We start from the raw sequence: 19,155 nt of genomic DNA, 5'->3' as shown, positions 1-19,155 counted from the left end.
GGCACCAGACCGCACCCTACTTGACCATTTTCCCCTTCAGCAATTTCCGCACCCACAGTCGGTTTGGATTCAGCCCCGCGAGCGTAACCCTGTCCAGCGGAACCGGCTCGTCGCTCATTTGCGCGGCTAACGCTTCAGCCAGCAGCGGCGCGGAGCACAATCCCCGCGAGCCTAAGCCACCCAGCATAAACAGCTCGGGGTGAACGGGCGCACTTACCGCCGTTTCTTTGCTGTCTGCAAGATCCTGATAGACTTCAAGCGTGGCGTCATAGTCCGGCACGTTTCCCGCCATCGGCAGGTGATCGCGGGTCGCGCAGCGTACGCCGCAGCGCGCCTGACCCTCACTGACATCAACCTCTTTCGCCCACGACGCATCCGGAAAACTGTCGACCAGGCGCTGGCGGTTTTGCTGCTGATCCGCTTCGCTGTAATGCATATCTGTTTCACCGCGATGGTAGCTGGCGCCGATGCAGTGATGGCCGTTGGAGGGATTTTGCGGCGTCAGGTAGCCGTCGTAACACAGCACCTGACGCAGTTTGCTCAGTTGGGGCGCGGTCGGGATATGGCTCACCTGGCCGCCGACTGGATAAACCGGCAATGATGCTGTCTGGGTAAACTGGCTGATATGATGTCCGTTGGCCAGCACAACGCTGGCATGCTGGGCCTCTTTACCGTCAGCGAAACGCAGTTCCCAGTGCGCAGTGCGGCTTAGCGATTGAACCTTATGGGCATAATGCACTGTCAACCCACGCGACTGCCCGAGGGCTATCGCCGCAGAAGTCAGTTCAGCCGGACATAGCCAGCCGCCGAGTGGATACTGAATTCCGCCGCAGCCGGTGTCGACACCAGCGGTCTCAGCAACCTGCTGTGCCGTCACTGCATGGGCGATGTCCTCCGGCAGCCCCAGCGACAGCATTTGTGTGATTTTCTGCTGGCTCTTCTCATCCCAGCCGAGCTGCGTCACGCCGCACCAGTCGTGGTCGAACGCAACCGGCAGGCTATCGTAAAGGCGGCGAGCAAACGTAAACGCCGCCGGGAAGAACTGGAACAGTGCCGGATCGTGTGAACTTAATAAGGGATAAAGCGCGCCCTGACGGTTGCCTGATGCGCCCGTCGCCGGCGCCTCGTCAGCGCAGTAGAGCGTCACCTGCCAGCCACGGTGCAGCAGCGCCAGCGAGAGCAGGGCGCTGGCAATACCCCCGCCCACAATAGCGACCTCACGCGAGGTGCTGGCGCGGCGGGCAAACCAGGGGGCCTGCACCGGGATCGCCAGATCCTGTTCCATCACCCCGACCAGCATGTCGCGTTTGCGGCCAAAGCCTTTGGTTTTCCGCATGGTAAACCCCGCCTCCTGCAACCCACGACGGACAAAGCCCGCGGAGGTGAAGGTAGCAAGCGTCGCGCCCGGGCGCGCCAGACGTGCCATGGCGCTGAACAGGTGCGGGCTCCACATGTCCGGGTTTTTAGCGGGCGCAAAACCGTCCAGGAACCAGGCGTCCACTTTCTGATTCATTGAGTCATCAAGCTTATCGGTCAGGTCGTTAATATCGCCCAGCCACAGGTCGAGGGTGACGCGTCCGTCATCCAGAATCAGACGATGACAGCCGCCGATAGCCGGTGGCCACTGGGTCTGAAGCTGTTCCGCCCAGTGGGCAAGCTCCGGCCAGCGCTGATGGGCAAGCCGCAGATCGTGCGCGGTAAGCGGAAATTTTTCGAAACTGATGAAATGTAATCTTTGTAAGGTAGCCTCGGGGTATGCAGCGCGAAACTGATCGAACGCCTGCCAGAGGGTCAGAAAATTCAGCCCGGTGCCGAAACCGCTCTCCGCCACGACGAACAGACTGCGCGGATGCTCAGGGAAGCGGGTGCTGAGATGATTTCCGTCGAGGAAGACATAGCGCGTCTCTTCCAGTCCGTTATCATTAGAAAAGTAGACGTCATCAAAATCTCGGGAAACAGGTGTACCCTCAGCGTTGAATTCGAGGTTGGCAGGTTGTATGGCGTTTTGTTTCACGTAAGTTACTCGTCCGACAGGCAGTGGCACGATCTTAGCGATGTGAGCCCATCGGTGCAAATTTCCACAGAAAATGGCTGATCGGACTTGTTCGGCGTACAAGTGTACGCTATTGTGCGACTCGAAACTTTTTATAGTGCGACTTACAGAGGTATTGAATGAAACGTGCAGTGATTACTGGCCTGGGCATCGTTTCCAGCATCGGTAATAACCAGCAGGAAGTCCTGGCATCTCTGCGTGAAGGACGCTCCGGGATCACTTTCTCTGAAGAGTTTAAAGATTCTGGAATGCGTAGCCACGTATGGGGTAACGTTAAACTGGACACCACCGGTTTAATTGACCGTAAAGTGGTTCGTTTCATGAACGATGCCTCTATCTACGCCTATCTTTCCATGCAGGAAGCGATCAAGGATTCTGGTCTGAGCGAAGACGTTTACCAGAACAACCCACGCGTGGGCCTGATTGCAGGTTCCGGCGGTTCTTCTAAAGCTCAGGTGTTCGGTGCTGACGCCATGCGCAGCCCGCGCGGCCTGAAAGCGGTCGGTCCATATGTTGTGACCAAAGCCATGGGTTCAGCGGTTTCCGCGTGCCTGGCAACGCCGTTCAAAATCCACGGTGTGAACTACTCCATCAGCTCCGCATGTGCGACCTCCGCACACTGTATCGGTAATGCGGTTGAGCAGATCCAACTGGGCAAACAGGACATCGTATTTGCTGGCGGCGGCGAAGAGCTGGGCTGGGAAATGGCCTGTGAGTTCGACGCGATGGGCGCACTGTCCACCAAATACAACGAAACGCCAGACAAAGCGTCCCGTACTTATGATGCACACCGCGACGGTTTTGTTATCGCTGGCGGCGGCGGTATGGTTGTGGTTGAAGAGCTGGAACACGCGCTGGCGCGTGGCGCGCACATCTATGCTGAGATCGTGGGCTACGGCGCAACGTCTGACGGCGCTGACATGGTTGCTCCATCCGGTGAAGGCGCGGTGCGCTGCATGAAGATGGCGATGCACGGTGTTGATACTCCAATCGACTACCTGAACTCCCACGGCACCTCAACGCCGGTAGGCGACGTGAAAGAGCTGGGTGCGATCCGTGAAGTGTTCGGCGACAACAGCCCGGCTATCTCTGCAACCAAAGCCATGACCGGTCACTCTCTGGGTGCGGCGGGCGTGCAGGAAGCGATCTACTCTCTGCTGATGCTGGAAAACGGCTTTATCGCGCCAAGCATCAACATCGAAGAGATGGACGAGCAGGCGGCTGGCCTGAACATCGTGACTGAAACCACCGAACGTGAGCTGACGACCGTTATGTCCAACAGCTTCGGTTTCGGCGGCACTAACGCCACGCTGGTGATGCGTAAGCTGAAAGCGTAAGCGTTTGAAGGTATAGTAGAAGGGAGCCGCGCGGCTCCCTTTTTTTATGCCTGAACACGGAGTTATGCATGAAGGCTGTTACCCCTGAGAAGAGCGCTCCTTCCGGGAACCTTTCCCTTTTCCGCATCGCCTTTGCGGTGTTTCTGACCTATATGACCGTTGGCCTGCCGCTGCCGGTGATCCCCTTGTTCGTTCACCAGGAGCTGGGCTATGGCAACACCATGGTCGGCATTGCGGTGGGCATTCAGTTTTTAGCGACAGTATTAACCCGGGGCTACGCCGGTCGCCTGGCGGATCAGCACGGCGCAAAACGCTCGGCGTTGCAGGGCATGTTTGCCTGCGGGCTGGCGGGGGGAGCCTGGCTGCTGGCGGCGCTGTTGCCAATAGATGCAGCGTATAAATTCGCGCTGCTGGTGGTAGGGCGCCTGATCCTCGGCTTTGGCGAAAGCCAGCTGCTGACCGGCACCCTGACCTGGGGAATGGGGCTGGTGGGACCTGCGCGTTCCGGAAAAGTGATGTCCTGGAACGGGATGGCGATTTACGGCGCGCTGGCGGCAGGCGCGCCGCTGGGGCTGCTGATCCACAGCCAGTTTGGTTTTGCGGCGCTGGCAGGCACCACCATGGTATTGCCGCTGCTGGCGTGGGCGTTTAACGGTTCGGTGCGTAAGGTGCCCGCCCATAAAGGCGAGCGTCCTTCGCTGTGGAGCGTGGTGGGGCAAATCTGGCAGCCGGGGCTTGGGCTGGCGCTTCAGGGGGTGGGCTTCGCGGTTATTGGTACCTTTGTCTCCCTCTATTTCATGAGCCGCGGCTGGGCGATGGCGGGCTTTACGCTGACGGCCTTTGGCGGCGCGTTTGTATTGATGCGCGTGCTGTTTGGCTGGATGCCGGATCGCTTTGGCGGCGTGAAGGTGGCCGTGGCGTCACTTGTCATTGAGACCGTGGGGCTGGTACTGCTCTGGCAGGCGCCGTCCGCATCCGTTGCGCTGCTGGGTGCGGCGTTAACCGGCTGCGGCTGCTCGCTGATCTTCCCGGCGCTGGGCGTTGAAGTGGTGAAGCGCGTGGCTCCGCAGGTGCGCGGCACGGCGCTGGGCGGCTATGCGGCGTTTCAGGATATCTCATACGGCATCACCGGGCCGCTGGCGGGGCTGCTTGCAACGTCGTTTGGCTATCCTTCCGTCTTCCTGGCCGGTGCGGTGTCAGCGGTGGTGGGGATTGTGGTGACGATGGTGGCGTTTCGCAAGCGGTAGTATGTTGCCGGGTGGCGGCTTCGCCTTACCCGGCCTACTGTTCGAGCCGTTGAAGACCCGGTAAGCGAAGCGCCACCGGGCAAATCCTCACGCAACCAGCCAGAAAATCGCCAGCGCAATCACCAACGCGATCAACATCAATCCCGGACGGGCAGAAAGCGTTTTGAACGTATCAACTACGGGGGCAAACAGCGGGCTGTAGATCGGCTGAATGTTTCTTACCTCCGGCACGCCGCCTTCCCGCTCGGCGCGGCGAACGAAGATCTGATTGAGCACATCCTGCACCTGGGCGGTGGTCAGCACCGTTTGCGGCGTAGCCTGCCAGCTCTGCTGAGCGTAATCCCGGATCGTATCGAACTCGTGCGGTTCCAGCGGTTGTTTCAGCGCCGCCTGTACGCTGTGCAGGGTCGGGGCGCTCTGGGTGCTGAGCGTCTGACGCGCCTGGAGCCAGGTGACCAGATGGGTAAACTGTTTTGCCGGGATCATCTCGCCCGCTTTCACACCGGAAAGTTCCAGCATGGATTGCCAGATAAGCTTTGTTGGTTCGCCGGTTGCGGCAGCCAGCTTAGTGACCATCTGCTTGAGCGTATTATGCTCCGCAGGCTGCAATGGCCGTTCTGTAGACGGGCGCTGTTGCGGCTGCGGGATAGAAAGCTGATTGCTTTGCAGCAGGGTCAACACGGTTTTCAGCTGTTCCGGCGAAAGCTGGCTCAGGGCGGTATGACCGTACTGTTGACGGATAAAATCACTCACCGCCTGGCGATTATTCCCCTGGCCCAACAGCTCGGTCAGCTGCGAGATAATCTGGCGGGTGGTATGTTGCTGCTGTGCGCTGGTAAGACGCTGGTTCAGGTTTTGTTCGGCGGCAGGGAAATGGCGCGACTGTAGCGGCGCATCGTTTCTGACGCCCAAATCGTGCTTCACGCCGGCCCACACCTCTGCGTTTTGCTGTGAGGTCAACGCAATAAGACGCGTGATCAGACGCTCCAGTACGGTGCGTTGCTGCGTGGAGAGCGGTTGTTCGCCTGGCGTGTTGGGCGTTACGGGGCCTTCACCCGGAGGGCGCGGAGGCGTACCTGAAATGGGCTGCATCGTCAAAAATCCTTAAAGTCAAACTCTGCGTAACCGGGCGGAGATATATGCCCGGCGGCGAGATTATGGCACACTTGGCAGGTTTACTTCCTCTCAAACAGGTACTCAGACGTGAAAATCCTCGTTGATGAAAATATGCCTTACGCCCGTGAGCTGTTCAGCCGCCTGGGTGAGGTTAAGGCTGTCCCTGGTCGCCCGATTCCGGTCAGCGAACTGGACGATGCAGACGCCCTGATGGTGCGCTCGGTGACTAAAGTAAATGAGGCGCTGCTCACCGGCAAAGGGGTTAAATTTGTCGGGACGGCAACGGCCGGGACCGATCATGTGGATGACCAGTGGCTTAAGCAAGCGGGGATTGGTTTTTCCGCGGCGCCAGGCTGTAACGCCATTGCCGTCGTGGAATATGTTTTCTCCTCGCTATTGATGCTGGCCGAGCGCGATGGTTTTACGCTGAAAGATCGCACCGTCGGGATTGTGGGTGTGGGCAACGTGGGCGGACGTCTGCAAAAGCGTCTGGAAGCCTGGGGAATCCGCACCCTGCTGTGCGATCCGCCGCGTAAGGATAACGGTGATGAAGGCGACTTCCGCACACTGGATGAGCTGGTCGACGAGTGCGACGTCATCACCTTCCATACGCCGCTCTTTAAAGAGGGGCCGTATAAGACCCTGCACCTGGCCGACGAAAAGCTGATCCGCCGTCTGAAGGCTGGCACTATTCTGATAAATGCCTGCCGGGGACCGGTGGTGGATAACGCGGCGCTGCTGGCATGTCTCGACGAAGAACAAGAGCTTAGCGTCGTGCTGGACGTCTGGGAGCCAGAGCCGGATCTCAACGTCGCCTTGCTGGATAAGGTAGACGTAGGTACCGCACATATCGCGGGTTATACCCTTGAAGGCAAAGCGCGTGGCACAACCCAGGTGTTTGAGGCTTACAGCGCCTTTATCGGCCATCCGCAGCAGGTGGCGCTGGATACGCTGCTGCCCGCCCCGGAATTTGGCCGCATTACCCTTCATGGCCTGCTGGATGAGGCAACGCTGAAAAGACTGGTGCATTTGGTGTATGATGTGCGCCGCGATGACGCGCTGCTGCGTAAAGTGGCGGGTATTCCGGGTGAGTTTGACAAGCTACGCAAAAATTACCTTGAGCGCCGCGAGTGGTCTTCCCTGTATGTCATGTGCGATGACGCGTCAGCGGCGGGGCTGCTGCATAAACTGGGATTTAACGCCGTTCACCACCCGGCACGTTAATGTCTTCTTAATGCTCCCTGTCGGATGCTCCGGCAGGGACGCTTTTTATTTCTGGAGTAAACCACCATGTCTGAAGGCTGGAACATTGCCATTTTGGGTGCCACTGGCGCCGTGGGCGAAGCCCTGCTTGAAACCCTTGCTGAGCGTCAGTTCCCGGTGGGTGAGATTTACGCACTGGCGCGTACCGACAGCGCAGGAGAACATCTGCGTTTCGGCGGGAAATCCTTGATGGTGCAGGACGCCGCCGCGTTTGACTGGACGCAGGCTCAGCTGGCGTTTTTTGCCGCAGGTGCGCAAGCCACGGCGTCTTACATTGAAGAAGCGACAAATTCAGGCTGTCTGGTGATCGACCTGAGCGGCCTGTTCTCCCTGGAGCCGGATGTGCCGCTGGTGGTGCCGGACGTCAACCCGTTTGTGCTGGCTGACTACCGCAACCGCAACATCATTGCAGTACCGAACAGCCTCACCAGCCAGCTGCTGACCGCGCTGAAGCCGCTGATCGACGACGGTGGCCTGTCGCGTATTTCCGTGACCAGCCTGCTGTCAGCCTCCGCTAACGGCAAAAAAGCCGTAGACGCACTGGCAGGGCAGAGCGCGAAGCTGCTGAACGGTATCCCGATCGACGAAGATGATTTCTTTGGCCGCCAGCTGGCGTTCAACATGCTGCCGCTACTGCCGGATCGTGAAGGTTCGGTGCGGGAAGAGCGTCGTATCGTCGATGAAGCACGCAAAATTTTGCAGGATGACGGGCTGATGATCTCCGCGAATGTCGTGCAGTCTCCGGTCTTTTACGGCCACGCGCAGATGGTCGGGTTTGAAGCCCTGCGTCCGCTGGCGGCTGAAGAAGCCCGCGACGCGTTTGGCCGCGGAGAGGACATTGTCCTGTCCGAAGAGAGCGAATTCCCGACGCAGGTGGGCGACGCCACCGGCAGCGCGCATCTCTCTGTGGGCTGTGTGCGTAACGATTACGGTATGCCTGAGCAGGTGCAGTTCTGGTCTGTTGCCGACAACGTGCGTTTCGGCGGCGCGCTGATGGCGGTCAAAATCGCGGAAAAACTGGTGCAGGAGTATCTGTACTGATGTCAGATGTGGAACAAAAGCCGGTCCACAGAATTGCCCTCGGAATTGAATACGATGGCAGTAAATACTATGGCTGGCAGCGGCAGAATGAGGTGCGCAGCGTCCAGGAGAAGCTGGAGAAAGCGCTCTCTCAGGTAGCGAATGAACCGATAAGCGTCTTCTGCGCGGGCCGCACCGATGCCGGCGTTCACGGCACGGGGCAGGTGGTGCATTTTGACACCACCGCCGTGCGCAAAGACGCGGCCTGGACGCTGGGTGTAAATGCGAATTTGCCTGGTGACATTGCCGTGCGTTGGGTGAAAGCTGTGCCGGATGATTTTCACGCGCGTTTCAGCGCGACGGCGCGGCGCTACCGTTATGTCATCTATAACCAGCGCCTGCGCCCGGCGGTGTTAAGCCAGGGCGTGACGCATTTTTATGAACCGCTGGATGCAGAACGTATGCAGCGTGCGGCGCAGTGTCTGATTGGAGAGAATGATTTTACGTCGTTTCGTGCGGTGCAGTGTCAGTCCCGTACGCCGTGGCGTAACGTCATGCACATTAACGTCAGTCGGTATGGCGCGTATGTGGTGGTGGATATCAAAGCCAATGCCTTTGTACATCATATGGTGCGGAATATTGTGGGCAGCCTGATGGAAGTGGGCGCCGGACACCAGCCGGAGAGCTGGATTGCAGAACTGCTTGCAGCGAAGGACAGAACGCTTGCGGCAGCAACGGCGAAAGCGGAAGGGCTGTATCTGGTTTCGGTGGATTATCCGGACCGGTTCGACCTGCCAAAACCGCCAATGGGCCCGCTGTTTTTAGCGGACTAAACAAAGGTGCAATTAGGGCTTAGACAATATGGACGTAATACGTTTTCTGATTGATTTCATCCTGCATATTGATGTTCACCTGGCGGAGCTGGTCGCGCAGTACGGCGTCTGGGTTTACGCCATTCTGTTCCTCATTCTGTTCTGTGAAACCGGCCTTGTGGTTACGCCGTTCCTGCCGGGAGATTCACTGCTGTTCGTGGCGGGCGCGTTATCCGCACTGCCAACGAATGACCTGAATGTCCATCTGATGGTCGTCCTGATGATCATCGCCGCGATTGTTGGTGATGCGGTCAACTACACCATCGGGCGGGTATTTGGCGAGCGGTTGTTCAGTAATCCGGACTCGAAGATTTTCCGCCGCAGTTATTTAGATAAGACCCATGCGTTCTATGAGCGCCATGGCGGTAAGACCATTATCCTTGCCCGTTTTGTGCCTATTGTGCGTACATTTGCACCGTTTGTGGCGGGAATGGGTCACATGTCCTATCGTCATTTTGCAATGTATAACGTGGTGGGCGCACTGCTGTGGGTACTGCTGTTTACCTATGCGGGCTACCTGTTTGGCGATCTGCCGGTGGTTCAGGAAAACCTTAAGTTACTGATTGTAGCGATTATTGTGCTTTCCGTACTGCCTGGCGTCATCGAAATTATCCGTCACAAACGCGCGGCGGCAAAGCAAGCGAAGTAAATGCACGCTGGCGGTTCGACCACTTTTTTATCCAAAGTTTCGGGCTGTTATGTTTTAATGTGCAACATTCATGGTCTGTTGGAGGCAAAAATGGCATTATTCGCCTCTTACAGCAAAACTGGCATACGACCAGGTTCAGGCAGAAAGGTTATCAATGAGCTGGATTGAACGAATTAAAAGCAACATTACCCCAACGCGTAAAGCGAGCATTCCTGAAGGGGTATGGACGAAGTGTGATAGCTGCGGCCAGGTTCTGTATCGCGCAGAGCTGGAACGCAATCTTGAGGTGTGTCCGAAGTGTGACCACCACATGCGTATGTCGGCGCGCAACCGCCTGCATAGCCTGCTGGACGAAGGTTCTCTGGTAGAACTGGGCAGCGAACTGGAGCCAAAAGATGTGCTCAAGTTCCGCGACTCCAAAAAATACAAAGATCGTCTGGCCTCTGCGCAGAAAGAGACCGGCGAGAAAGACGCGCTAATCGTCATGAAGGGCACCCTGCATGAAATGCCGGTGGTTGCCGCCGCGTTTGAGTTCTCCTTTATGGGCGGCTCAATGGGCTCCGTGGTCGGCGCGCGTTTCGTGCGTGCCGTTGAGCAGGCGCTGGAAGACAACTGCCCGCTGATCTGCTTCTCCGCCTCCGGTGGCGCACGTATGCAGGAAGCGCTGATGTCCCTGATGCAGATGGCGAAAACCTCTGCGGCGCTGGCGAAAATGCAGGAGCGCGGTCTGCCGTACATTTCGGTACTGACCGACCCAACCATGGGCGGCGTTTCTGCAAGCTTCGCCATGCTGGGCGACCTGAACATCGCGGAGCCAAAAGCGCTGATCGGCTTTGCCGGTCCTCGCGTTATCGAGCAGACCGTACGTGAGAAACTGCCGCCGGGCTTCCAGCGCAGTGAGTTCCTCATTGAGAAAGGCGCTATCGATATGATCGTCCGCCGTCCGGAAATGCGCCTGAAACTGGCCAGCATTCTGGCGAAGCTGATGAATCTGCCGGCGCCGAACCCGGACGAGCCGCGCGAAGGCGTGGTGGTACCGGATCAGGAACCCGAGGCCTGATAACTGAAAAGGGCAGGGCCGAATGGCGCTGCCCTTTTGCTTTCTAAACCGTTAATGACAACCGGGCATCATGGAAAATAAAAGCATTCCTCAAGCCACGTCGCCCCTGGCCGCGTGGCTTTCTTATCTGGAAAACCTGCACAGTAAAACTATCGACATGGGCCTTGAGCGCGTAAGCCAGGTTGCCGCGCGTCTTGACGTGCTGGAACCCGCGCCTTTCGTGTTTACCGTCGCCGGCACTAACGGTAAAGGCACCACCTGCCGCACGCTGGAATCTGTCCTGATGGCGGCGGGGTACAAAGTTGGCGTTTACAGCTCGCCGCATCTGGTGCGCTATACCGAGCGCGTGCGGGTGCAAAACACCGAGCTGGCGGAATCGGCCCATACGGCGTCGTTTGCCGCTATCGAAGCGGCGCGCGGCGAAACCTCATTAACCTATTTCGAATATGGCACCCTGTCGGCGCTGTGGCTGTTTAAGCAGGCGCAGCTGGACGTGGTGATCCTGGAAGTGGGGCTGGGCGGGCGTCTGGATGCCACCAATATGGTGGATGCGGATGTCGCCGTCGTCACCAGCATCGCGCTGGATCACACCGACTGGCTGGGCCCGGACCGCGAGAGCATTGGCCGTGAGAAGGCCGGTATTTTCCGGGCCAATAAGCCTGCCGTGGTAGGCGAACCGGACATGCCACATACCATCGCTGAGGTAGCGAAAGAGAAGGGCGCTCGTCTGCTGCGTCGCGGCGTGGACTGGCAGTATGAGGTGCAGGACAACGGCTGGCGCTTCAGCGATGCGCAGGGCGTGCTGGAGAGTCTGCCCCTGCCGCAGGTGCCACAGCCTAACGCGGCGACTGCGCTGGCAGCCCTGCGCGCCAGCGGATTAGCGGTAAGCGAGCAGGCAATCCGCGATGGCATTCAGAACGCACTGTTACCAGGACGTTTTCAGATTGTGAGTGAGTCACCGCGTCTGATTCTGGATGTTGCACATAACCCGCATGCGGCGGCGTACCTCGCAGGACGTCTCAAATCGTTACCAAAAACCGGGCGCGTGCTGGCGGTTATCGGTATGCTTCATGATAAAGATATCGGCGGCACGCTGGCCTGCATGGAGAGTGTGGTCGATAGCTGGTATTGTGCTCCTCTGGAAGGGCCGCGCGGCGCGACTGCTGAGCAGTTGATGGAACATCTCGGCAAAGGCGAAATCTACAGCAGTGTGGTTTCGGCCTGGCGTGCCGCGATGGCGGAGGCTAAACCAGAAGATACCGTGCTGGTGTGTGGGTCATTCCACACGGTGGCACATGTCATGGAAGTGATGGACGCGGGGAGAACCGGTGGCGAGTAAGTTTCAGAACCGTTTAACAGGAACCATTGTGCTGGTCGCGCTCGGGGTGATTATTCTCCCGGGATTGCTCGACGGGCAGAAAAAGCATTACCAGGATGAATTTGCGGCCATTCCGCTGGTACCCAAACCGGGCGATCGCGACGAGCCCGATATGTTGCCAGCGGCAACGCAGGCGCTGCCTGCCCAGCCGCCAGAAGGCGCAGCGGAAGAGGTGCGCGCAGGTGATGCAGCCGCGCCGTCGCTCGATCCCTCGCGCCTGGCGACGAACAATAACATCGAGATTGATCCGGTGCCGGTAGAACAGCCTAAGCCTGTTGAGAAGCCGAAACCGGTGGAGAAGCCGCAGCCGAAACCGCAGCGGGATAAAGCGGCCGAGCAACTGGCAGCCGCTTCAGAAACGCCACCGCAGGCAAAACAGGACGCGGCCCCTACCGGCAAAGCCTATGTCGTTCAGCTCGGTGCGTTGAAAAATGCAGATAAGGTCAATGAGATCGTGAGTAAACTGCGCGGCGCGGGATACCGTGTTTATACTTCACCCACCACGCCGGTACAGGGTAAAATTACGCGTATCCTCGTGGGGCCGGATGCGTCGAAAGATAAGCTCAAAGGTTCGCTTGGCGAGCTGAAGCAAATCTCCGGCCTGAGCGGTGTGGTGATGAACTACAGCGCCAACTGATAGAAATTATCCCCTCACCCTGGCCCTCTCCCCAAAGGGGCGAGGGGTCGGTTTACTCCCTCTCCCTTGAGGGAGAGGGCCGAGGTGAGGGGGAGGCAGACGTTCACAGAAACGTCAAAGGTGCGGGGCGTTGAGCATTTTTTCAGCGCCTTTTTTATTTACGCGTGGGAAGGAAATCCCTACGCAAACGTTTTCTTTTTCTGTTAGAATTCGCCCCGAACTGGATGACAGGGCGTTAAATCGTGGGACACATATGGTCTGGATTGATTACGCCATCATTGCGGTGATTGGTTTTTCCTGTCTGGTTAGCCTGATCCGTGGCTTTGTTCGTGAAGCGTTATCGCTGGTAACCTGGGGTTGTGCTTTCTTTGTTGCCAGTCATTACTACACTTACCTGTCTGTCTGGTTCACGGGCTTTGAAGATGAACTGGTCCGAAACGGAATCGCCATCGCGGTGCTGTTTATCGCGACGCTGATTGTCGGCGCTATCGTCAATTACGTGATAGGTCAGCTGGTCGAGAAAACCGGTCTGTCAGGAACGGACAGGGTGCTCGGCATCTGTTTCGGCGCGTTGCGAGGCGTGCTCATTGTGGCCGCGATCCTGTTCTTCCTGGATACCTTTACCGGGTTCTCCAAAAGTGAAGACTGGCAAAAATCGCAGCTCATTCCGGAGTTCAGCTTCATCATCAGATGGTTCTTTGACTATCTGCAAAGCTCGTCGAGTTTCTTGCCCAGGGCATAAACCCTGAGATGTGGCTTAACGAGGAAAAGACGAATGTGCGGTATTGTCGGTATCGCCGGTTTCATGCCGGTAAACCAGTCGATTTATGACGCGTTAACGGTGCTTCAGCACCGTGGGCAGGATGCTGCGGGTATCATCACCATTGATGCAAACAACTGCTTCCGTTTACGCAAGGCGAACGGCCTGGTAAACGATGTATTTGAAGCCCGCCATATGCAGCGTCTGCAAGGTAATATGGGGATCGGTCACGTTCGTTATCCTACTGCTGGCAGTTCCAGCGCCTCTGAGGCTCAGCCTTTTTACGTTAACTCCCCGTATGGCATCACGCTTGCCCACAATGGCAATCTGACCAATGCCCACGAGCTGCGTAAAAAGCTGTTTGAAGAGAAACGTCGCCACATTAACACCACCTCTGATTCTGAAATCCTGCTCAATATCTTTGCCAGCGAGCTGGATAACTTCCGCCATTATCCGCTGGAAGCAGACAACATTTTTGCTGCCGTTGCCGCGACTAATCGCCAGATCCGTGGCGCGTATGCTTGCGTGGCGATGATCATCGGTCACGGCATGGTGGCCTTCCGCGATCCAAATGGCATTCGCCCGCTGGTGCTCGGCAAACGTGATCTCGGCGATGGCCGTTCCGAGTACATGGTTGCCTCCGAAAGCGTGGCGCTGGATACTCTGGGCTTCGAATTCCTGCGTGATGTCGCGCCAGGCGAAGCGGTCTACATCACTGAGAAGGGCCAGCTGTTTACCCGTCAGTGCGCCGACAATCCGGTGAGCAACCCGTGCCTGTTCGAATACGTTTACTTCGCGCGTCCGGACTCGTTCATCGACAAGATTTCCGTTTACAGCGCGCGCGTCAATATGGGGACGAAGCTGGGCGAGAAGATTGCCCGCGAGTGGGACGATCTCGACATCGACGTCGTCATCCCAATCCCTGAAACCTCCTGTGATATCGCGCTGGAGATTGCCCGTATTCTGGACAAGCCGTACCGTCAGGGCTTCGTGAAAAACCGCTACGTGGGCCGCACCTTTATCATGCCGGGCCAGCAGCTGCGTCGTAAGTCAGTACGTCGTAAGCTGAACGCTAACCGCGCCGAGTTCCGCGACAAGAACGTGCTGCTGGTGGACGACTCCATTGTGCGCGGCACGACGTCTGAGCAGATCATCGAGATGGCGCGTGAGGCCGGGGCGAAGAAAGTGTATCTTGCCTCCGCAGCGCCGGAAATTCGCTTCCCGAACGTGTATGGCATTGATATGCCAACCGCTAACGAGCTGATTGCTCACGGTCGTGAAGTAGACGAAATCCGGCAGATCATCGGTGCCGACGGTCTGATTTTCCAGGATCTGAACGATCTGATCGACGCGGTGCGCGCCGAGAACCCGGATATTCAGCAGTTCGAATGCTCGGTATTCAATGGGATCTACGTGACGAAAGACGTTGACCAGCAGTATCTCGACTATCTGGATTCTCTGCGTAACGACGATGCGAAAGCCGTCCAGCTGCAAAACGATCTCGAAAGCTTAGAGATGCACAACGAAGGTTGATGCGTATGCAGGTGAGGGCGCTCGCCCTCACTTGCAACTCCCAGTAAAATCCTGCACAGTCTGCCCTGAAATCAGCAAGGGCGAAAATCATGAAACGACTCATTGTAGGGATCAGCGGTGCCAGCGGCGCGATTTATGGCGTCCGGCTGTTACAGGTGCTGCGTGACGTTGCAGGCGTAGAAACCCATCTGGTGATGAGCCAGGCGGCGCGTCAGACCCTCTCTCTTGAAACCGATCTCTCTCTGCGCGACGTTCAGGCCCTGTCTGACGTTGTCCACGATGCCCGCGATATCGCCGCCAGCATCTCTTCGGGCTCGTTTAAAACGGCCGGCATGGTTATTTTGCCCTGTTCGATTAAAACCCTTTCCGGCATTGTAAACAGCTATACCGACACGCTGGTGACGCGTGCAGCGGATGTGGTGCTGAAAGAGCGTCGTCCTCTGGTGCTCTGCGTGCGGGAAACGCCGCTGCACCTGGGACATCTGCGTTTAATGACGCAGGCAGCCGAACTGGGGGCCGTGATTATGCCGCCGGTCCCCGCGTTCTATCATCGTCCGCAAACGCTGGACGATGTCATCAACCAGACCGTTAACCGCGTGCTGGATCAGTTCGATATCGACCTGCCGGAAGATCTCTTTACCCGCTGGCAGGGGGCGTGAAGCTGTGCACAAACAAGGTGCATGGAAAGACAATTTGCCCTGTTTCAGGGCAAAACTGCAACCGCGATCATATCCTCGACATTTAATTCGCTTTTTCCTTTTTTCTCTTTCCGGTTCGTTCGGCAGACCTGCTATCTTTCACCATTAAGGCAGTATCGCAACGTTTTATTAACATATTTAACGTCGTAGTTTTATCCCGACGACAATGTGGCATAAGACCTGCAAGAGCAGCCTGCAACACAACACACAACATAAACCATAATAAAATCACGGTTCTTGAGGGTAAATGTATGAAGAAGACGGTTCTGGCTCTGTCTTTGCTCGTGGGCTTGAGTGCGGCAGCAAGTAGCTATGCAGCGCTTCCACAGACAGTTCGTATCGGTACAGACGCAACCTACGCGCCATTCTCCTCCAAGGATGCGAAAGGCGACTTCGTGGGGTTTGATATCGATCTGGGAAATGAGATGTGCAAACGCCTGGAAGTGAAATGCACATGGGTGGGCAGTGACTTTGACGCGCTGATCCCGTCGCTGAAAGCCAAGAAAATTGATGCCATTATCTCTTCTCTCTCCATCACGGAAAAACGTCAGCAGGAGATTGCCTTCTCTGAGAAGCTCTACGCTGCCGACTCACGTCTGATTGCCGCGAAAGGCTCGCCAATCCAGCCGACCATCGACTCGCTGAAAGGCAAACATGTTGGCGTGCTTCAGGGCTCGACCCAGGAAGGTTTCGCCAATGCAAACTGGCGCGAGAAGGGCGTCGATGTGGTGGCTTACCAGAACCAGGATCTGATCTACTCTGACCTGGCGGCAGGCCGTCTGGATGCCGCGTTTCAGGATGAAGTCGCCGCGAGCGAAGGCTTCCTGAAACAGCCTGCGGGTAAAGAGTACGCCTTTGCCGGCCCGTCGGTAAAAGACAAAAAATACTTTGGCGACGGTACCGGTATTGGCCTGCGTAAGGATGATACCGAGCTGAAAGCCGCCTTCGACAAAGCGTTTAATGAGCTGCGTAAAGACGGTACCTACGACAAACTGGCGAAGAAATACTTCGATTTCAACGTCTACGGTGATTAATGCCTGAATGAGATGCACTGAAGTGGTGCATCTCTGTGGGGTTGTGTTCCAGTATGGTGCAACGCATGCACCATGCTGGATCGCTGTGTGCATAGTTAAGCATTTATAATGCAAAAATTCCCGTTCAAAGGCATTAATCTTTGCCTGAATGAGGGGATTAATGGCACATTAGCAACACCCCGTCGTCGTAAAAATCTCGTATTAAGACAGTTTGTTGAGGACAGATATGAAAAAACTGGTGTTGTCACTTTCTCTGGTACTGGCTTTTTCCAGCGCCACCGCGGCATTCGCAGCAATTCCGCAGAAAATTCGTATTGGAACTGACCCAACCTATGCACCTTTCGAATCGAAGAATGCGAAGGGAGAACTGGTCGGTTTTGACATCGATCTGGCTAACGAGCTGTGCAAACGCATTAAAGTGCAATGTACCTACGTTGAAAACCCGCTGGATGCGCTGATCCCGTCCCTGAAAGCGAAGAAAATTGACGTGATCATGTCCTCCCTGTCCATCACTGAAAAACGTCAGCAGGAGATTGCCTTCACGGACAAACTCTACGCGGCGGACTCACGTCTGGTGGTGGCGAAATCCTCTGACATTCAGCCAACCCTTGAATCTCTGAAAGGCAAACGCGTGGGCGTGTTGCAGGGTACTACGCAGGAAACCTACGGCAACGAGCACTGGGCGCCAAAGGGGATTGAAATTGTTTCTTACCAGGGTCAGGAAAACATCTACGCAGACCTGACGGCAGGCCGCATTGATGCAGCATTCCAGGATGAAGTGGCGGCAAGCGAAGGCTTCCTGAAACAGCCTGTGGGTAAAGATTACAAGTTCGGCGGTCCGTCCATTAAGGACGAAAAACTCTTTGGCGTTGGCACCGGTATGGGCCTGCGTAAAGAAGACAACGAACTGCGTGAAGCCCTGAACAAAGCGTTCGCCGAGATGCGCGCGGACGGCACCTATGACAAGCTGGCGAAAAAGTACTTCGATTTTAATGTTTACGGCGGCTAATCGCCCCGTCTGATAACGTGCGGCCCCTCCCGTTCCGGGAGGGGAAAAGACACGGTTCCACCACTCACGAGACGACAGGGCACGCGGTATGCTGTACGGATTTTCTGGCGTTATTTTACAGGGCGCGCTTGTCACCCTTGAGCTGGCTATCAGCTCCGTGGTGCTGGCGGTGCTGATAGGCCTGGCGGGCGCGGGGGCTAAATTATCCGCCAACAGACCGCTGGCGCTGATATTTGAAGGCTATACCACGCTGATTCGCGGCGTGCCTGACCTGGTGCTGATGCTGCTGATCTTTTACGGCCTGCAAATCGCACTTAACGGCGTAACGGATGCCATCGGCATGGAGCAGATCGATATCGACCCGATGGTGGCCGGTATTATTACCCTTGGTTTTATCTACGGTGCCTATTTCACTGAGACTTTCCGCGGCGCTTACATGGCCGTGCCGAAAGGGCATATTGAAGCGGCGACCGCCTACGGTTTTACCTCCTCACAAACGTTTCGCCGGATCATGTTCCCGGCCATGATGCGCTACGCGCTGCCGGGCATCGGGAACAACTGGCAGGTTATTCTCAAGGCAACGGCGCTGGTCTCCCTGCTGGGTCTGGAAGATGTGGTGAAGGCCACGCAGCTGGCAGGTAAAAGCACCTGGGAACCGTTCTATTTTGCGGTGGTTTGCGGCGTAATCTATCTGGTCTTTACGACCGTCTCCAATGGTGTGCTGCTTCTGCTCGAACGTCGCTACTCCGTGGGTGTGAAGAGGGCTGACCTGTGATTGAGATTATTCAGGAGTACTGGAAATCCCTGCTTTGGACGGATGGCTACCGCTTTACTGGCGTGGCGATCACGCTGTGGCTGCTGATCTCCTCGGTGGTAATGGGCGGCATTCTGGCGGTGTTTCTTGCCATTGGCCGCGTGTCGAACAATAAATTTATTCAGTTCCCTATCTGGCTGTTCACCTACGTGTTTCGCGGTACGCCGCTGTACGTACAGCTGCTGGTGTTCTATTCCGGGATGTACACGCTTGAGATCGTAAAAGGCACTGAAATGCTGAATGCGTTCTTCCGCAGCGGTCTGAACTGTACGGTGCTGGCGCTGACCCTCAATACCTGCGCCTATACCACCGAGATCTTCGCCGGGGCCATCCGTTCTGTGCCGCACGGTGAGATCGAGGCGGCGCGCGCGTACGGCTTCTCGTCCGTGAAGCTCTACCGCTGTATTATTCTGCCTTCGGCGCTGCGTATTGCGCTGCCGGCCTACAGCAACGAAGTGATTTTAATGCTGCATTCGACGGCACTGGCGTTTACCGCCACGGTACCGGATCTGTTAAAGATTGCCCGCGATATTAACTCTGCCACCTACCAGCCGTTTACGGCGTTTGGCATTGCGGCAGTGCTCTATTTGATCATTTCTTACGTCCTGATCAGCCTGTTCCGTAAGGCTGAAAAACGCTGGTTGCAGCATATAAAACCGTCGACGCACTGAGAAT

The 19,155-nt window shown here is 56.8% G+C and carries 18 protein-coding genes; 16 read left to right on the top strand and 2 right to left on the bottom strand.

The window, feature by feature from the left end; genetic code table 11:
* Positions 1–16: 16 nt before the first annotated feature.
* On the bottom strand, positions 17–2,014 hold the full coding sequence (gene mnmC / locus DD597_RS08500; RefSeq protein ID WP_129256087.1) for a bifunctional tRNA (5-methylaminomethyl-2-thiouridine)(34)-methyltransferase MnmD/FAD-dependent 5-carboxymethylaminomethyl-2-thiouridine(34) oxidoreductase MnmC: 1,998 nt from the start codon (positions 2,012–2,014) through the stop codon (positions 17–19).
* A 158-nt stretch (positions 2,015–2,172) separates the two neighbouring features.
* Between mnmC and fabB the strand changes: the two genes are divergently transcribed.
* Together fabB and DD597_RS08490 are read left to right on the top strand one after the other, a co-directional pair.
* Positions 2,173–3,390, top strand: coding sequence for a beta-ketoacyl-ACP synthase I (gene fabB / locus DD597_RS08495; RefSeq protein ID WP_003861395.1), 1,218 nt, complete (start codon positions 2,173–2,175; stop codon positions 3,388–3,390).
* A gap of 68 nt (positions 3,391–3,458) precedes the next feature.
* Complete coding sequence (locus DD597_RS08490) at positions 3,459–4,637, top strand: MFS transporter (protein ID WP_045894489.1); 1,179 nt, start codon at positions 3,459–3,461, stop codon at positions 4,635–4,637.
* A gap of 87 nt (positions 4,638–4,724) precedes the next feature.
* Here the strand turns inward: DD597_RS08490 and flk are convergent, their stop codons facing one another.
* Positions 4,725–5,729, bottom strand: a complete 1,005-nt coding sequence (gene flk, locus DD597_RS08485) for a flagella biosynthesis regulator Flk (RefSeq protein ID WP_032659659.1) — start codon at positions 5,727–5,729, stop codon at positions 4,725–4,727.
* Positions 5,730–5,840: 111 nt separating this feature from the next.
* On the opposite strand from flk, the gene pdxB reads away from it, so the two are divergent.
* From pdxB to DD597_RS08415, 14 genes are all read left to right on the top strand, one after another.
* A complete protein-coding gene (gene pdxB, locus DD597_RS08480) occupies positions 5,841–6,977 on the top strand; it encodes a 4-phosphoerythronate dehydrogenase PdxB (RefSeq protein WP_003861401.1) in 1,137 nt (378 codons plus the stop codon).
* A 66-nt stretch (positions 6,978–7,043) separates the two neighbouring features.
* Positions 7,044–8,057, top strand: a complete 1,014-nt coding sequence (locus DD597_RS08475; protein ID WP_032659656.1) for an aspartate-semialdehyde dehydrogenase — start codon at positions 7,044–7,046, stop codon at positions 8,055–8,057.
* Positions 8,057–8,869, top strand: a complete 813-nt coding sequence (gene truA / locus DD597_RS08470) for a tRNA pseudouridine(38-40) synthase TruA (protein ID WP_001286071.1) — start codon at positions 8,057–8,059, stop codon at positions 8,867–8,869. Before DD597_RS08475 ends, truA begins: the two co-directional genes overlap by 1 nt.
* 28 nt (positions 8,870–8,897) lie before the next feature.
* Entirely contained in the window at positions 8,898–9,557 is a 660-nt protein-coding gene (locus DD597_RS08465) for a DedA family protein (RefSeq protein ID WP_003861406.1), read from the top strand.
* Positions 9,558–9,711: 154 nt separating this feature from the next.
* Complete coding sequence (accD, locus tag DD597_RS08460) at positions 9,712–10,617, top strand: acetyl-CoA carboxylase, carboxyltransferase subunit beta (RefSeq protein ID WP_003861408.1); 906 nt, start codon at positions 9,712–9,714, stop codon at positions 10,615–10,617.
* A gap of 70 nt (positions 10,618–10,687) precedes the next feature.
* A complete protein-coding gene (gene folC / locus DD597_RS08455) occupies positions 10,688–11,956 on the top strand; it encodes a bifunctional tetrahydrofolate synthase/dihydrofolate synthase (RefSeq protein ID WP_129256086.1) in 1,269 nt (422 codons plus the stop codon).
* Positions 11,946–12,632 carry a cell division protein DedD gene (gene dedD, locus DD597_RS08450; RefSeq protein WP_003861412.1) on the top strand — a complete coding sequence of 229 codons (687 nt, stop codon included), beginning with the start codon at positions 11,946–11,948 and terminating at the stop codon, positions 12,630–12,632. The genes folC and dedD overlap by 11 nt, the downstream gene beginning before the upstream one ends.
* A 253-nt stretch (positions 12,633–12,885) precedes the next feature.
* A complete protein-coding gene (gene cvpA / locus DD597_RS08445) occupies positions 12,886–13,374 on the top strand; it encodes a colicin V production protein (RefSeq protein WP_000262116.1) in 489 nt (162 codons plus the stop codon).
* A gap of 33 nt (positions 13,375–13,407) precedes the next feature.
* A complete protein-coding gene (gene purF, locus DD597_RS08440; protein ID WP_008502595.1) occupies positions 13,408–14,925 on the top strand; it encodes an amidophosphoribosyltransferase in 1,518 nt (505 codons plus the stop codon).
* Between the two features lie 89 nt (positions 14,926–15,014).
* A complete protein-coding gene (locus tag DD597_RS08435; protein WP_023314587.1) occupies positions 15,015–15,584 on the top strand; it encodes a UbiX family flavin prenyltransferase in 570 nt (189 codons plus the stop codon).
* A gap of 290 nt (positions 15,585–15,874) precedes the next feature.
* Positions 15,875–16,657, top strand: a complete 783-nt coding sequence (argT, locus tag DD597_RS08430) for a lysine/arginine/ornithine ABC transporter substrate-binding protein ArgT (protein WP_072139481.1) — start codon at positions 15,875–15,877, stop codon at positions 16,655–16,657.
* Between the two features lie 226 nt (positions 16,658–16,883).
* Positions 16,884–17,666 (top strand): histidine ABC transporter substrate-binding protein HisJ, encoded by a 783-nt coding sequence (hisJ, locus tag DD597_RS08425; RefSeq protein ID WP_023295090.1) that lies wholly within the window; start codon positions 16,884–16,886, stop codon positions 17,664–17,666.
* 88 nt (positions 17,667–17,754) lie between these two features.
* Complete coding sequence (locus tag DD597_RS08420; RefSeq protein ID WP_015572256.1) at positions 17,755–18,441, top strand: histidine ABC transporter permease HisQ; 687 nt, start codon at positions 17,755–17,757, stop codon at positions 18,439–18,441.
* Positions 18,438–19,151 carry an ABC transporter permease gene (locus DD597_RS08415; protein ID WP_003861424.1) on the top strand — a complete coding sequence of 238 codons (714 nt, stop codon included), beginning with the start codon at positions 18,438–18,440 and terminating at the stop codon, positions 19,149–19,151. The genes DD597_RS08420 and DD597_RS08415 overlap by 4 nt, the downstream gene beginning before the upstream one ends.
* The last annotated feature ends 4 nt before the right edge of the window (positions 19,152–19,155 follow it).

The organism is Enterobacter cloacae complex sp. 677-3DZ2D5B, assembly GCF_004136695.1.
GTDB classification, from domain to species: Bacteria; Pseudomonadota; Gammaproteobacteria; order Enterobacterales; family Enterobacteriaceae; genus Enterobacter; species Enterobacter hormaechei_C.
Note: the sequence above shows the minus strand (reverse complement) of the source record. Positions and strands in the feature narration are given on the sequence as shown.